This is a genomic window from Streptomyces sp. NPDC021115 (genome assembly GCF_044333065.1).
In the GTDB taxonomy this organism is placed as follows: domain Bacteria; phylum Actinomycetota; class Actinomycetes; order Streptomycetales; family Streptomycetaceae; genus Streptomyces.
Genome location: NZ_JBIRQF010000015.1, coordinates 74994 through 89341 on the forward strand (window position 1 = coordinate 74994; position 14348 = coordinate 89341).

General features: G+C 70.8%; 16 protein-coding genes and 1 tRNA gene. 10 read left to right on the forward strand and 7 right to left on the reverse strand.

The genetic code is table 11. The features are described from left to right. Positions 1–76 precede the first annotated feature (76 nt). From ACH4TL_RS33665 to ACH4TL_RS33675, 3 genes are all read left to right on the forward strand, one after another. Positions 77–844, forward strand: coding sequence for a Clp protease N-terminal domain-containing protein (locus tag ACH4TL_RS33665; RefSeq protein WP_398323927.1), 768 nt, complete (start codon positions 77–79; stop codon positions 842–844). A 156-nt stretch (positions 845–1000) separates the two neighbouring features. Next, positions 1001–1234, forward strand: a complete 234-nt coding sequence (locus ACH4TL_RS33670; RefSeq protein WP_398323925.1) for a hypothetical protein — start codon at positions 1001–1003, stop codon at positions 1232–1234. A gap of 160 nt (positions 1235–1394) precedes the next feature. Then, positions 1395–2000, forward strand: a complete 606-nt coding sequence (locus tag ACH4TL_RS33675; protein WP_398323923.1) for a histidine phosphatase family protein — start codon at positions 1395–1397, stop codon at positions 1998–2000. A gap of 282 nt (positions 2001–2282) precedes the next feature. On the opposite strand, the gene ACH4TL_RS33680 is transcribed toward ACH4TL_RS33675, so the two are convergent. Then, a complete protein-coding gene (locus tag ACH4TL_RS33680) occupies positions 2283–2633 on the reverse strand; it encodes an ATP-binding protein (protein ID WP_398323921.1) in 351 nt (116 codons plus the stop codon). Between the two features lie 73 nt (positions 2634–2706). Here ACH4TL_RS33680 and ACH4TL_RS33685 point away from each other — a divergent pair, with 73 nt between their 5' ends. Beyond that, positions 2707–3525: a hypothetical protein gene (locus ACH4TL_RS33685; protein WP_398323919.1), complete on the forward strand. Its 819-nt coding sequence runs from the start codon at positions 2707–2709 to the stop codon at positions 3523–3525. Beyond that, entirely contained in the window at positions 3510–4049 is a 540-nt protein-coding gene (locus tag ACH4TL_RS33690; protein WP_398323917.1) for a GNAT family N-acetyltransferase, read from the forward strand. Before ACH4TL_RS33685 ends, ACH4TL_RS33690 begins: the two co-directional genes overlap by 16 nt. 33 nt (positions 4050–4082) lie before the next feature. On the opposite strand, the gene ACH4TL_RS33695 is transcribed toward ACH4TL_RS33690, so the two are convergent. Continuing rightward, on the reverse strand, positions 4083–4643 hold the full coding sequence (locus ACH4TL_RS33695; RefSeq protein ID WP_398323915.1) for a TetR/AcrR family transcriptional regulator: 561 nt from the start codon (positions 4641–4643) through the stop codon (positions 4083–4085). A 90-nt stretch (positions 4644–4733) separates the two neighbouring features. On the opposite strand from ACH4TL_RS33695, the gene ACH4TL_RS33700 reads away from it, so the two are divergent. The 4 genes from ACH4TL_RS33700 (at position 4734) to ACH4TL_RS33715 (ending at position 7942) form a co-directional block, all read left to right on the forward strand. Beyond that, complete coding sequence (locus ACH4TL_RS33700) at positions 4734–5420, forward strand: SDR family oxidoreductase (protein ID WP_398323913.1); 687 nt, start codon at positions 4734–4736, stop codon at positions 5418–5420. 36 nt (positions 5421–5456) lie between these two features. Continuing rightward, on the forward strand, positions 5457–6512 hold the full coding sequence (locus ACH4TL_RS33705; RefSeq protein ID WP_398323911.1) for an aldo/keto reductase: 1056 nt from the start codon (positions 5457–5459) through the stop codon (positions 6510–6512). A 35-nt stretch (positions 6513–6547) separates the two neighbouring features. After that, positions 6548–7552 (forward strand): NADP-dependent oxidoreductase, encoded by a 1005-nt coding sequence (locus ACH4TL_RS33710; RefSeq protein WP_398323909.1) that lies wholly within the window; start codon positions 6548–6550, stop codon positions 7550–7552. Positions 7553–7657: 105 nt separating this feature from the next. Further along, positions 7658–7942 carry a hypothetical protein gene (locus ACH4TL_RS33715; RefSeq protein ID WP_398323907.1) on the forward strand — a complete coding sequence of 95 codons (285 nt, stop codon included), beginning with the start codon at positions 7658–7660 and terminating at the stop codon, positions 7940–7942. A 114-nt stretch (positions 7943–8056) separates the two neighbouring features. Here ACH4TL_RS33715 and ACH4TL_RS33720 read toward each other — a convergent pair. From ACH4TL_RS33720 to ACH4TL_RS33735, 4 genes are all read right to left on the reverse strand, one after another. Continuing rightward, positions 8057–8129: transfer RNA gene (locus ACH4TL_RS33720), tRNA-His, on the reverse strand. Positions 8130–8222: 93 nt separating this feature from the next. Next, the gene (orn, locus tag ACH4TL_RS33725; protein WP_398323905.1) at positions 8223–8831 is read right to left on the reverse strand and encodes an oligoribonuclease; all 609 of its coding nucleotides are present in this window, start codon (positions 8829–8831) and stop codon (positions 8223–8225) included. Between the two features lie 5 nt (positions 8832–8836). Further along, on the reverse strand, positions 8837–10162 hold the full coding sequence (locus ACH4TL_RS33730; protein WP_398323903.1) for a helix-turn-helix domain-containing protein: 1326 nt from the start codon (positions 10160–10162) through the stop codon (positions 8837–8839). A gap of 462 nt (positions 10163–10624) precedes the next feature. Continuing rightward, on the reverse strand, positions 10625–10930 hold the full coding sequence (locus tag ACH4TL_RS33735) for a hypothetical protein (RefSeq protein WP_398323901.1): 306 nt from the start codon (positions 10928–10930) through the stop codon (positions 10625–10627). Positions 10931–11493: 563 nt separating this feature from the next. Here ACH4TL_RS33735 and ACH4TL_RS33740 point away from each other — a divergent pair. Continuing rightward, a complete protein-coding gene (locus ACH4TL_RS33740; RefSeq protein WP_398323899.1) occupies positions 11494–12015 on the forward strand; it encodes a universal stress protein in 522 nt (173 codons plus the stop codon). A 472-nt stretch (positions 12016–12487) separates the two neighbouring features. On the opposite strand, the gene glmS is transcribed toward ACH4TL_RS33740, so the two are convergent. Further along, on the reverse strand, positions 12488–14332 hold the full coding sequence (gene glmS / locus ACH4TL_RS33745) for a glutamine--fructose-6-phosphate transaminase (isomerizing) (RefSeq protein WP_398323897.1): 1845 nt from the start codon (positions 14330–14332) through the stop codon (positions 12488–12490). Between the last annotated feature and the right edge of the window lie 16 nt (positions 14333–14348).

The following is a 14348-nucleotide window of genomic DNA, read 5'->3' on the forward strand; positions in this document are numbered from 1 at the left end:
TACCAGTCTCACGTAGACGCTGCCTACTGTCAACTTCGGGTTGACACGAATGGGAGTGTCAACTCATAGTTGACACATGACGAACGCGAACCCGAACCCGGACCAGAACCCCGTCGGCATGACCAACCCCGTGCGCCTCGACGAGCTGATCGATGCCATCAAGAAGACCCACTCCGACGCCCTGGAGCAGCTCACCGACGCGGTCATCGCCGCCGATCACCTCGGGGACGTGGCCGACCACCTCATCGGCCACTTCGTCGACCAGGCCCGCCGCTCCGGCGCGTCCTGGACCGACATCGGCAAGAGCATGGGCGTGACGCGGCAGGCGGCCCAGAAGCGCTTCGTCCCCAAGGGCTCCGCCGCCCAGGACCTCGACCCCAGCCAGGGCTTCGGCCGCTACACCCCGCGCGCCCGCAACGTCGTGGTCTCCGCCCAGAACGAGGCCCGCGCCGCCAGCAACGCCGAGATCCGCCCCGCCCACCTCGTCCTCGGTCTGCTGGCCGAGCCCGAGGGCGTGGCCGCCAAGGCGATCCTCGCCCAGGACGTCCTGCTGGACACCGTCCGTCAGGCCGCCACCGCCGCCCTTCCGCCCGCCGCCGACTCCATGCCCGCGCTCGTCCCCTTCGACGCGGACGCCAAGAAGGTCCTCGAACTCACCTTCCGCGAGGCCCTGCGCCTGGGCCACAACTACGTCGGCACCGAGCACATCCTGCTCGCCCTCCTGGAGCACGAGGACGGCTCGGGCCTCCTCGCGGAGCTCGGCATCGACAAGCCCGGCGCCGAGGCGGAGATCGCCCGGATGCTGGAGCAGGTCCAGGTGACCTTCCCCGGCAAGGAGGCGTGACCCCTTACCCACCCCATTACGCACCCCCACTGCCCCGCGGTCCGGTACATCGGCCGCGGGACAGTCGGCGTGCGGCCCGCCGAACGAGTCATGCGGGCGGCGTACGCCGGGAGGTACGCACATACGACCGAGACAGTCGGACTTATGATCCAACGCGTGGACATCCCCGACAGACTCATCGCCCTCCAGCAAGCCGCGGACGCCGAGCAGGCCAAACTGCCCGGCCTCGTCGACGCCGAACGCGAAACCCAGTGGAAGCACTGGTACGAAGCCGCGGTCACCGTGCAGGCCGCCGTCACCGACCACGCCAAGGAGACCGGGCTCAGCCGGGCCGCGCTGGAGGCCGCGGTGAAGCAGGCCGTGCGACATCCGGCCCCGGCCGACGGCTGAGCCCACGGCCAGCGGCCCCGCGGCCCGCGCGGTGTGAGGTGCGCGACCCCGCCGCGTGTTCCCTCCCCGGACCGGCTGAGCGACGATGAGGACGGCGGCCCGGCCCCCGCGGCCGGACGCCGCTCCCCGTGCCCGCTCCCCGAGAGGACGCCCGCCGCACATGCTTCTCCTGCTCGTCCGCCATGGCCAGACCACGTCCAACGTCCGCCACGCCCTGGACACCGACATGCCGGGCGCGGACCTCACCGCGCTGGGCCGACAGCAGGCGGAGGGGCTGGTGACGCGCCTCGCGGACGAGCGGATCGACGCCGTGTACGCGTCCCCCCTGCGGCGCGCCCAGCAGACGGCGGCGCCGCTCGCCCGCGAGCGCGGCCTGGAGGTCGTCGTCCGCGCGGGCGTGCGCGAACTGATCGCCGGTGACCTGGAGATGTGCGAGGACACCGAGTCCGTGCGGCTCTACCTCAAGACGGTGATGGCCTGGGCCGCGGGCGAGACGGAGCTGCGGATGCCGGGAGGGCAGACGGGCGAGGAGGCCCTGGCCCGCTACGACGAAGTGATCGAGGAGATCGCCGCGTCGGGTGCGGAGCACGTCACCGTCATCAGCCACGGCGCCGCCATCCGCACCTGGACCGCCGCCCGCGCCCGCAACATCGACCCCGCCTACGCCGCCCGGAACCCCCTGGAGAACACCCAGGTCGTGACCCTGGAGGGCGACCCGCGCCGCGGCTGGACCGTCACCCGCTGGGGCACCGAACCGGTCGTCTGACGGGCCCGGCCGCATCCGCGCGGGTCACTCGACGTCAGCGGCGGGCCCGTAGGGCCATTCACGACTTCCCGCCGAAGAAGTCCGCCTCGAGTGCACTCGCCTCGCGGTGGGCTCAGCCGCTCGGGATTCTCGGAGGTCCACCCCCGGCCCCCGGCGAGCGCCCGGAGGATGTACGTCCTGCCCCCGCGGACGTCCGAGACGACCGCGTCCCGCCCGGTGTCCTCGTCGCGGACCCGGTCGCCCACCCAGACCTTCCCGTCCTTCACCCGGCCGCCTCGCACTTCATCTCGGCCCAGACCTGCTTGCCCCAGCGGTACAGATCCGCCCCCCCCACCGCTCGGTCAGGGCGTCGACGATCAGAAGGCCACGGCCCCTGGTGCTCTCGCCGCCCGAATCTGTCCGCAGGAGCGGTGCGGCCCGGGTCCGGTCCGAAACGCCGAGGCGGATGAACTCCTCGGACGGGCGGGTGATGACGACCCGGATCGACTCCAGCCGGGCGTGGTTGACGGAGTTGGAGACCAACTCCGTGATCACCAGCGCGGCATCATCGATCAGGTCCTCCTGGCCCCAGGCGGCCAGCGCGGTGCGCACGAGCCTGCGGGCGGCTTCCGCGCTCTCCGGTACGCGTCGCATGGTCTGTGAATAGCCGGGGTGACCTCCCCGCGCGCAGGACGCCGCGCGGGGAGGTCACGACGAACTGGAGCGTATGGCCCTCGCCGGGGCGTCCGAGGCGTTGGAGAAGCAGAAGCTGGGTGCCTCCCAGCGCATCCGCCAGAGGCTGTTCAGCGTGGCCGCCAATTACACGTGCCAGGCCGCCTGGTCGGCCATCGGCGACAAGCGGACCGAACGGGCCCGGGGCTTGCTGGACCGGGCGCTCTATCTGGCCGGGATGGCCAAGGACTCCGTCGTCGAGCTGCAAGCCTGGAACTTGCACTCCAGCCTCTCCCACCATCGTGGTGAGTACACCGAGGCCGTCCACTGCGGCTATGCGGCCCAGGCGACGGCCATCGCCCGACGAGATCCGTTCTACGGTTCCCTGGCCCACATCCGTACGGCGCTCGCCCACTCCAACCTGGGCGACCGACAGGCCGCCTTACGCTCCCTCGGATGCGCCCACGAGGCGTTGGGCAAGGCGTCCCTGGGTGATCCCCGGCCGATCTGGACCGCCTTCTACGGACCTGGCGAGCTGTTCGCCCTCACGGCCATCGTTCGGGACAAGATCGGCGAACCCGCGGAGGCCGAGGCCGCCTCTCACAAGGCCCTGGCGAGCATCCCGAAGGAGTTCCGCCGCAACCGCGCCCTGGCCACCGCACGGCTCGCCCTGAACCAGCTTCACCAGCGGGACATCGACCAGGCATGCGCCACAGCCTCCACCGTCTTCACGCTGATGGCCGGGCACCCGATCCCCGGCCGCATGCGCTCCCTCCTCGGCGACTACTACCGGGACTTGATCACCCTTGCCCCGGACGCGAGCGTCGCCCGGGAGTGGGCCGACCGCTACCGAACCGAATGGAGCCGAGCTTGAGCGCCGCCGATCTGGACGTCCGCCACTTCACCCACACGGACGTTCCGGAGATCCGCCAGACGCTGATCGACCTGCACGCCGACGCCCAAGGCGAGGCGATGGAGGACGAGTTCAATCAGCGCTTCCCCTGGTTCGTGGACCACTGGGGCGGCCGCCCCGGGTTCTCCTGCGTGATCGCGTACGACGGCGACAAGGCGGTGGGCTTCGCCTACGGCGCCCCCGGCAGCCCCGGCCGCGAGTGGTGGCGCGAGCACGTCGACCCGGCGCCGGAGAAGGACCGGACCTTCTCGTACTCGGAATTGGCCGTCAGCCCGGGGTGGCGGAAGCAGGGCGTGGCCGAGCGGCTGACCCGCGCGCTCATGGAAGGACGGGACGAGGATCTCGTGGTCCTGCTCGTGGACAGGGAACACCCAAGGGTGCAGGCCCTGTACGAGTCCTGGGGCTTCCGGAAGGTGGGGGAGGACCAGCCCTTCCCGGACTCCCCGGTGTTCGCCGTGATCCGGACTCCCCGGTGTTCGCCGTGATGCTGGCGGAGCTGCCGCTGAGCTGAACCCCGATCAGCTGGTTGCCGTCAGGGCCGCGCGCGCGTTGGTGAGGATCTGCTCGGAGAGCGGGGAGCCCTTGGTGGCGCGGGCCAGGACGAGGGCGCCGAGCATGGTGCACAGCCGGGTGACGCCGTCCTGGTCCTCGGTGGCGAGCCACTCGGCGAAGTCGCTCACTCCCTCGGTGTAGACGCGGCGGGCCTCGCGATCTTCGGGTTCGCGCGCCATGTCGTTGGCGAGCGCGGCGGCAGGGCACCCGTCCGCCGCGCTGTCGCGGTGCTCGATGGAGAGGTAGGTGTCGATCAGTGCCTGCTGGGCGGCCTCGCGCTGCCCGGCGTACTGCTCAAGTCCGTCCTCGCGAAGCCGGGTGAGCCCCTCGAAGGCATGGGCGGTGGCTTCGTCGATCAGCGCGTCCTTGGAGGCGAACTGCTTGTAGAAGCCGCCGTGGGTCAGGCCGGCCGCCTTCATGAGGTCGGCGACGCTGATGTGGGTGCCCTGTTCCCGGAACAGCCGGGAGGCGGTGTCCACGACCCGCTTGCGGTTCTCCTCCGCCTGCGCCTGCGATACGCGGCCCATCGGCCACCTCCCGATTGGATGTCGATTGACATCCATCCTAGGGCGTGTTTTAGATTATGAAAATAATCTAATCTAGCGCTGGGAGCAGACATGGAACTGAAGAGCGCGGTCGCGGTGGTCACCGGCGCCAACCGGGGGCTCGGGCGGCATCTGGCCGCCCAGCTCGTGGAGCGCGGAGCGAAGGTGTACGCGGCGGCCCGCCGCCCCGAGACGGTGGACCTGCCGGGCGTCACCCCGCTACGGCTGGACGTGACGGACGAGGCGTCGATCCGGGCCGCGGCCCGTACGGCGTCCGACGCGACGCTGCTGGTGAACAACGCGGGCATCTCCACCGCCACGCCGCTGATCGGGGGCGACCCGGACACGGTGCGCCGGGAGATGGAGACGAACTTCTACGGTCCGCTCACCGTGACGCGGGCTTTCACCCCCGTCATCGAGGACAACGGCGGCGGCGCCGTACTGAACGTCCTGTCCGTCCTGTCCTGGCTGCACCCCGCCGGTCTCGCGTCCTACGCCGCGACCAAGGCCGCGGCATGGGCGCTGACCGACGCGGCCCGGGAGGAACTGGCGCCGCGCGGTATCGCCGTCTCGGCGCTGCACGTCGGCTACATGGACACCGACATGGCCGCGGGCGTACCCGCCGACCAGAAGGCCGACCCCGCCGAGGTCGCCGCACAGGCCCTGCACGGCGTCGAGACGGGCCAGCCAGAGATCCTCGCCGACGAGGTCACCCGGCACGTCCGGCAGAGCCTCGCCGCCTCGCCGAACTCGGCGTGAGTCCATCTCTGTCGACCTTTGAGTGAAGGACATCTGATGCGTTACACGACCTTTGGGCACCGGACCGGACTGCGCGTATCCGAGTACGCGCTCGGCACGGCGAACTTCGGCACCCGCTGGGGCGCCGGAGCCGAGCCGGACGAGGCACGCCGTATCTTCGACCGGTTCGCCGAGGCGGGCGGCACCTTCCTCGACACCGCAGACACCTACCAGTTCGGCGAGTCGGAAGAGCTGACGGGGGAGTTCACCTCCGCCGACCGGGACCACTTCGTCCTGGCCACCAAGTTCACCCTCGGGGCCGTGCCGCAGCCGGGCGTCTCCAGGACGGGCAACAGCCGCAAGAACATGGTCGCCTCGGTGGAGGCCAGCCTGAAGCGCCTGGGCACCGACTACATCGACCTGCTCTGGGTGCACTTCCCCGACGAGCTCACCCCCGTGGAAGAGATCCTGCGCGGGCTCGACGACCTGGTGGGTTCCGGCAAGATCCACCACGCCGCGCTGTCCAACTTCCCCGCCTGGCGCGTCTCCCGGGCGGCGACCCTCGCGGACCTGAAGAACTGGGCGCCCATCGTGGGCATCCAGAACGAGTACAGCCTCGTCGAGCGGACCGCCGACCGCGAGCTGCTGCCGATGGCCGAGAGCCTCGGCCTCGGTGCCGCCCTGTGGTCCCCGCTCGGCGGCGGACTGCTCACCGGAAAGTACCGCCGCGGCACCGAGGGGCGGCTGAGCGATCTGGGGGCGGTCATCCACACGGAGAGCACCGACCAGAAGACCGCCGTGGTCGACACCGTCCTGGCCGTCGCCGAGGAGACCGGCGTGACGCCCGCCCAGGTGTCGGTGGCCTGGGTGCGGGAGCGCGCCGCCCGGTCCGCGGCCACGCTCGTACCGATCATCGGGCCGCGCAGCCTCCCTCAGCTCGACAGCTACCTGGGCGCTCTGGACGTACAGCTGACCCCCGAGCAGTTCGCCCGCCTGTCGGACGTCAGCGTGGTGCCGCCAGGAGTCCCTCACGAGGCGATCGCCGGAGCCCTGGGCGGCATCCAGGGGGGCGACCCCGGCCGCGTCATCGCCCCGGTCGCACCGGTGGCCTGACGCCCTGCGTCCGAGGACGAGAAACGGAGACGACGATGAAGGCCTTCATGATCGAGCGGTACGGCGACAAGGCCGGGGTGCGCGCCGGTGAGATGCCCGATCCACCGGTGGGCACCGACGATGTCCTCGTCCGTATCCACGCGGCGAGCGTCAACCCGCTGGATCTCAAGATCCGCGATGGGGACTTCAAGACGATCCTGCCGTACCGTCTTCCGCTCGTCCTGGGCAACGACCTCGCCGGGGTGGTGGTCCAGGTGGGATCGGCGGTCACGCGGTTCGCGGTGGGCGATGAGGTCTACGCGCGGCCCGGCAAGGACCGCATCGGTACGTTCGCCGAGCTCATCGCCGTCCACCAGGACGACGTGGCGATCAAACCGGTCACACTCACCATGGAGGAGGCCGCGTCCCTTCCCCTGGTCGCGCTGACCGCGTGGCAGGCGCTGGTCGAGCGCGCACGGGTGCGGCCGGGCCAGAAGGTCCTGATCCACGCGGGCTCAGGCGGCGTCGGCACGATCGCCATCCAGCTGGCGAAGCAGCTGGGCGCACACGTGGCCACCACCGCGAGCACGGCCAAGGCCGACCTGGTGAAGGGGCTCGGCGCGGACATCGTCGTCGACTACAAGAAGCAGGCTTTCGAGACGCTCCTCGACGGTTACGACGTCGTCCTGGACACCCTCGGCGGCCAGACGCTCAAGAAGTCCCTCCAGGTGCTCAAGCCCGGCGGGATGGTCATCGGCATCGCAGGCCCTCCGGACGCGGCCTTCGCCCGCGAACTGAACGCGAACGCGATCCTCCGGCTGGTGATGAGCGCACTGAGCTTCACGACCCGGCGCCGCGCCGAGCGCCGCCGCGTGACGTACTCGTTCCTGTTCATGAAGGCCAGCGGCGACCAGCTGCGCGAACTCACGCCGCTCATCGACGCCGGGAAGATCCGCCCCGTCGTCGACCGGGTCTTCCCGTTCGAGGAAACCCGGGAGGCCATGGAGTACGTCGAGAAGGGCCGCGCGAAGTCCGGAAAGGTCGTCGTCGCGATGGCCTGAGGGCACTATGGCGCCCACCGGTCCGGCGGATTCGTCTGTCTCACTCGCGGGAGCCTGGGCACCCGGGGGTGGACCCGAGGGGGGAACTTCCCGGAGGAGTTCGCCGTGATCAAGAAGCTGCACGACGTGGGCCTGCGCAGCGAGCACGCCTACACCGCCGCCGTCGCCTCCATCGGACTGTCCATGCTGACCTGGGCCGCCTCGCTCCGCGCCGAGTCCGGCCGCGGCCTCGACCGGGCCGACCGGTGGGGGATCTTCGTCGGCGAGTGGGCGCCCACCTTCTTCGGCCTCGGTATCGCCTTGTCCCACTACGAGCAGGAAGAAGGCTCGCTGATGGACAAGGCGCACGCCGACGGCGAGCGTCAGCGGCAGATGGCGGGCACCGCCTAGGCCGACCGGAAGTCCGTATGTTCCCGGAGCCCGGAGCCCGGAGCCCGGAGCCTGGAGCCCGGGGCACGACAAAGGGCTGACCCGTTCTACCAGGTCAGCCCTTTGATCGTTCAGGGTGAGTAACGGGACTTGAACCCGCGACATCCTGGACCACAACCAGGTGCTCTACCAGCTGAGCTATACCCACCACGACCGGTGCTTTCCGCACCGGCCGAGAAAAACTATACAGGGTCGGCGGGGGTGCTCGCTCCCGGCTATTGCGGGTGCCGGGAGCGAGTCGTCACGACTGCCGGGCGGGCAGGACGTGGCGGGCCGCGATGGACTTCGCCGTGTCCGAGTCCGGGCCGGGCTGGGGGACGAAGACGGCCTCCCGGTAGTAGCGCAGTTCGGCGATCGACTCGTGGATGTCGGCGAGCGCCCGGTGGTTGCCGTTCTTCTTCGGGCTGTTGAAGTAGGCCCGCGGGTACCAGCGGCGGGCCAGCTCCTTGATCGAGGAGACGTCGACGATCCGGTAGTGGAGGTACGCCTCGAGCGTCGGCATGTCCCGCAGGAGGAAGCCGCGGTCGGTGGAGACCGAGTTTCCGCACAGCGGGGCCTTGCCGGGCTCCGCGACGTGCTCGCGGATGTACGCCAGGACCTGGGCCTCGGCATCCGCGAGGGTGGTCCCGCCGTCCAGCTCCGCGAGCAGTCCGGAGGCCGTGTGCATCTCCCGCACCACCTCGGGCATGGTGGTCAGCGACTCGGCGGGTGGCCGGACAACGATGTCCACTCCGTCGCCCAGAATGTTCAGCTCGGAGTCCGTGACCAGCGCGGCCACCTCGATGAGCGCGTCGTCCGACAGCGAGAGCCCGGTCATCTCGCAGTCGATCCACACCATGCGATCGTTCATACGTCTCACCCTACGGGGCGTTCCCGCTGGCCGGGCAGGGTCGGACGGCCCGGGGCGCGGCCCGTGGCCTGCTCGGGCAGGCGGGGGGCGTACGCATCGGACTCCGGCTTGCCCGGTTCCGTACCGCCCGGTGGATGCGGCGAGTGCGGAGGGTGATGGTGGTGGCTCGTATGGGTGACGGGCCCGCCGGGGCGGCGCAGCGGCATGGCGTGCTCACCGGTGCGCTGGTCGAGCAGCTCGGCGCGGTCGCCGCCGAGCCGCTCTGCCCGCTCCAGCCGGTCCATCCGGTCCGGTCCGCGGTCCGGGGCGCCGCCCTGGGGCCTGCGGGCCCGGTACGCGGCCCGGTAGGCGGCCGGGGACGAGCCCAGCTGCCGCCGGAAGTGCCCGCGCAGCGCGACCGGGGACCGGAAGCCGCAGCGCCCGGCGACCTCGTCGACGGAGTAGTCGGAGGTCTCCAGGAGCCGCTGGGCCTGGAGCACCCGCTGGGTGATCAACCACTGGAGTGGAGCGCTCCCAGTGAGCGACCGGAACCGGCGGTCGAAGGTGCGGCGGCTCATATAGGCGCGGGCGGCCAGGGCCTCGACGTCGAACTGCTCGTGCAGGTGCTCGAGCGCCCACGCCACGACCTCGGCGAGCGGATCCGCGCCGATCTCCTCTGGTAACGACCTGTCCAGGTAGCGCTCCTGCCCTCCGCTGCGGCGCGGCGGCACGACGAGCCGGCGGGCCAGGGCCCCCGCGGCGTCCGCGCCGTGGTCGGTGCGCACGATGTGCAGGCACAGGTCGATCCCGGCGGCGGTGCCCGCCGAGGTCAGTACGTCGCCGTCGTCCACGAACAGCTCGCGCGGATCCACGTGGACGGATGGGTAGCGCTTGGCGAGCGTCGGCGCGTACATCCAGTGCGTGGTCGCCGGGCGGCCGTCGAGCAGCCCCGCGGCGGCCAGTACGAAGGCCCCGGTGCACAGGCCCACGATGCGCGCGCCCTCCTCGTGCGCGCGCCGCAGCGCGTCGAGCGCGGCGGCCGGTGGCGGCTGGGTGATCGACCGCCAGGCCGGTACGACGACGGTGCCGGCCCGGGACAGCGCCTCCAGGCCGTATGGTGCGGTCAGTTCCAGTCCGCCAGTCGTTCGCAGTGGCACATCTTCGCCCGCGCACACCAGCAATCGGTACCGAGGGACTCCGGCGTCCTGCCGGTCGATACCGAAGACGGAGAGCGGGATGGAGCTTTCGAAGATCGGTCCGCCGCTGAACAGCAGCACCGCGACGATTTCTCGTCGCCGGCGTCCGGAGAGCTTGCGCGAGGTCTCCGGTACGGTCGTGGAGTCCTGGCTCATGGCTCTAAGCCCCCCTCGGTGGTCGCGTCCTCTCGGTCCTGCACGTTTCCCCTCGGTCCTGAACGGTTCCCCCGCCGGTCATGGCCAAGATCGAATCTACTGTGTCGCGTGTGGTCGCCGTGACCAGTTCACCACCCGCCACTATGTCGACATGACAACTTGGCGCGAAGCATTCGATCACGAAGCGTTGCACTCGTAGCCCTCGCTGTGAAGTGGGCCTCCTGCTGATGCCCACTTCCCGTAGGGGGTACGGCTGGCTCGTACCCCTTTCCACGCTGGCCGGAAGGGGGTTGAGCATGGCGTTTGCCAAGGGAAGAACTGGGATGCGAAGTTGGCCGAAAACCAGCGGGCGCAGACGTGCGGACGGGTACTTCGACCGGCGTACGACCGGCTCATGCAGCAGCGCGGTGGTGTGTACGGAGTACGACGTGGCGCGCTTCCGGAGCCGTCCTGGCCCCGGCGTCAGGTCCGGCGGCCGCCCCGGTGCGTCCCGATCCCGGTGCGCCCGTGCCGTCCCCGGTGCGGGCTCGCCGCCCCGGCGTCCAGCCGGGCGGCCGCGCGTTCGTAGTAGCGCAGCAGGGAGCGGCTGGCGGCGGTCACGGCGGCGAGGCCCACGGCGGCGCCCATCGCGCCGCTCAGGGGTGACCCACAGAGGAGGAGGACGGCGGGGACCACGGCGCAGCCGAAGGCGGACCACCGGATGACCTCGTTCACCGGGTCGCCGCCCGGGCCGCCGCCGGGGGCGTCGTACTCATGGATACGCGGCACGGTGGCGGCTCCTCTCGCGCGGTGGACAGAGCGGTGGACGGGCGGTGGACAGATGAGGGAAAGACGGGTCGGCGGAGACTGGAAGAGCGGTGGAGCGGAGCTCCGGTGCGGGTCCGGTGCGGGTCGGCCCCGGCGTCCGGGACGCCCCCGCGGGGCGGTCGTGGCGGCGGCCGGTGCGGGCCGTCCGGGCCCGTTCCGTACGGAGGTGATCGCTCCGCGGCTACTACAACGTCCGGCCCGCCGACAGGTCACTGCCGTGCCACCGCACGGCGTACGGGAGGGGTCGGCACGGTCCGAGTCGGGACCACTTGGGGCATTGCGTTACGGGCCGCCCTCCGGCATGCTCCGGGGAACGCTTCGGCCGCTCCGCTGCCGGGGCTTCCCCTGGGCGGGTGAGGAATGGCGCCGTACCCTGGGGGGTAAGGGCTTGGAAAGATGAATCCCGGACGGATTTTCTTCGTTCGATACTCGTCTCGAGCTCTAGCGGAGCTCTAGTCCCCCGCCAACTTCAACCTGCCCCCGCCGTATCCCTCCGCACGAGGACACCCTTCGCCGAGACACCGATGGCCGGTCACGAAATCCCCGAACCCGCGGACCGCAAGCGGGTCGCCGATCACATGGCGCACCCCGAAGCGGCGGAAGAAACACGTCATTCCTGCGATCCAGCCTTCCAGCACGGCGTCGTGGTCGGATTCGACGGTTCCACATCGAGCGAGCGCGCCCTCGCGTACGCCATCGGCATGGCCCGGCGCTCCGGCTCAGGTCTGATCATCGTCCATGTGGCCAACCGGCTGCCGACGACCGTCTGGGCGGGCTGCGAGCCCCCCGTCTTCGTCGACGTTCCCGATCACCGCACCGAGGTGCTGGGGCTCGAGCTGGCCTGTGCCGATCACCTCACCGAGGTGCCGTGGATCCTCGTCGAGCGGGGCGGCGACATCTGCCATGAGCTGGAGGAGGTCGGCCGGGAGTACGCGGCCGACGCGATCGTGGTCGGCTCCACGCACGGCCTGGTGGGGCGGATCTTCGGCTCGGTCGCCGGGCGGCTCGCGCGCCGCGCGCAGCGGCCCGTCGTCGTCATCCCCTGAGCCCGGCACCGGGCTCGGCCCGGCTCCCGAAGACACCCGGTCCCGGCCCGGCCTCGGGTCGGACTCGATCCGGTGCCGAGTTGGTCCTGAGCCCTGGGTGGGCCTTGGGCGGGCCCTGAGCAGGCCCTGCGTCGGCCTTGAGCCGGTCGTCGGGGGCTGATCTTTTCTCCAGTCCCCTCCCGCCGAAACCTCCGGGCGGACGCGGCCGCGGGGAGACGTTCAGAACTGGACAGCCTCAACTCCCCATTCCCACAGCCGAGATGGCCCCAGGACCGTCTTGACACCCGCGGAAACTACCCGTGCGTAGAGGTGGATTGGGCACGTGTGCGGGGCATAAACCGTTCGGCGTGGCGCCGGGCGGGAAGTGACGGTTCCCGCGCGGTGGCCAGCGCCGGTGTGAGGGCGACGCCGGCCAAGGGGCGGCCCCCGCGTGCGTGGTGGCACACGCGGGGGACCGCCGATCAGCCGCTGGTCACTCCACGGTCACCGACTTCGCCAGGTTGCGCGGCTTGTCGATGTCCCGGCCGAGCGCCAGCGCCGTGTGGTATGCCAGCAGTTGCAGCGGAATGCCCATCAGGATCGGGTCCAGCTCGACCTCGTTGCGCGGTACCACGATCGTGTGGTCCGCCTTCTCCTGCTCCCGGTGCGCGACGGCGAGGATCCGGCCGCTGCGGGCCTTGATCTCCTCCAGCGTCGCGCGGTTCTTCTCCAGCAGGTCGTCGTCCGGGAGGACCGCGACGGTCGGCACCTCGGGCTCGATCAGCGCGAGCGGGCCGTGCTTCAGCTCGGAGGCCGGGTACGCCTCGGCGTGGACGTACGAGACCTCCTTCAGCTTCAGCGACGCCTCGCGCGCCACCGGGTAGCCGCGCACCCGTCCGACGAACATCATGCTCTTTGCATTCGCGTATTCCGCGGCGAGCTTCTTGATCTCTTCCTCGCCGCGCAGCACCTCGGAGATCTGCTCGGGCAGCTTCCGCAGACCCGCGATGATCCGCTTGCCGTCGGCGACCGACAGATCGCGGATCCGGCCGAGGTGGAGGGCGAGCAGCGCGAAGGCGACGGCGGTGTTGGTGAAGCACTTGGTGGAGACGACGCACACCTCGGGACCCGCGTGGACGTACACGCCGCCGTCCGTCTCGCGGGCGATCGCGCTGCCCACGACGTTGACGACGCCCAGCACCCGTGCGCCCTTGCGCTTCAGCTCCTGGACGGCGGCCAGCGTGTCGTACGTCTCGCCGGACTGGCTGACCGCGATGTAGAGGGTGTCCGGGTCCACGACCGGATTGCGGTAGCGGAACTCGCTCGCGGGCTCGGCGTCCGCGGGGATCCGGGCCAGCTCCTCGATCAGCTGCGCGCCGATCAGGCCCGTGTGGTACGCCGAACCACAGCCGAGGATCTTGACCCGGCGGACGCCGCGCGCCTCGCGCGCGTCCAGGTTCAGCCCGCCCAGCCGGACGGTGGAGAAGCGGTCGTCGATCCGGCCGCGCAGCACCCGGTCCACGGCGTCGACCTGCTCGTGGATCTCCTTGTGCATGTACGTGTCGTGGCCGCCCATGTCGTACGACTCGGCCTCCCACTCCACCGTCGTCGGCGCCGGGGCGGTGCGGCTGCCCTCGGTGGTGTAGGTGCGGTAGTCGTCGGCCTTGATGGTGGCCATCTCGCCGTCGTCCAGGGTGATCACCTGGCGGGTGTGGCTGACCAGCGCGGCGACGTCCGAGGCGACGAACATCTCCTTCTCGCCGATGCCCAGCACCACGGGGGAGCCGTTGCGGGCGACGACGATGCGGTCCGGGAAGTCCGCGTGCAGCACGGCGATGCCGTACGTGCCCTCGACCATGGCGACCGCGTGGCGGACCTTCTCCTCGAGGGTGGCCGCCTGCGAGCGGCCGATGAGGTGGGCCAGGACCTCGGAGTCGGTGTCGGAGATCAGCTCCACGCCGTCGGCGGTGAGCTTGGCGCGCAGGTCGGAGGCGTTGTCGATGATGCCGTTGTGGACGATCGCGACCTTGCCGTCCGCGTCCAGGTGCGGATGGGCGTTGATGTCATTGGGCGCGCCGTGGGTGGCCCAGCGGGTGTGCGCGATGCCCGCGGTGCCCGCGAAGCGCTTGGGCAGCTTGGCCTCGAGATCGCGGACCCGGCCCTTGGCCTTGGCGGTCTTCAGCCCGGCGGCGGACTGCCCGTTCTGCGTGCCCTTGCCCGGCTTGGCCTGGACGGCGATGCCCGCGGAGTCGTAGCCGCGGTACTCCAGCCGCTGAAGCCCCTCCAGCAGCAGCGGCGCCACGTCGCGCTTTCCGATGTATCCGACGATCCCGCACATGGTGTTCAGGCCCTCC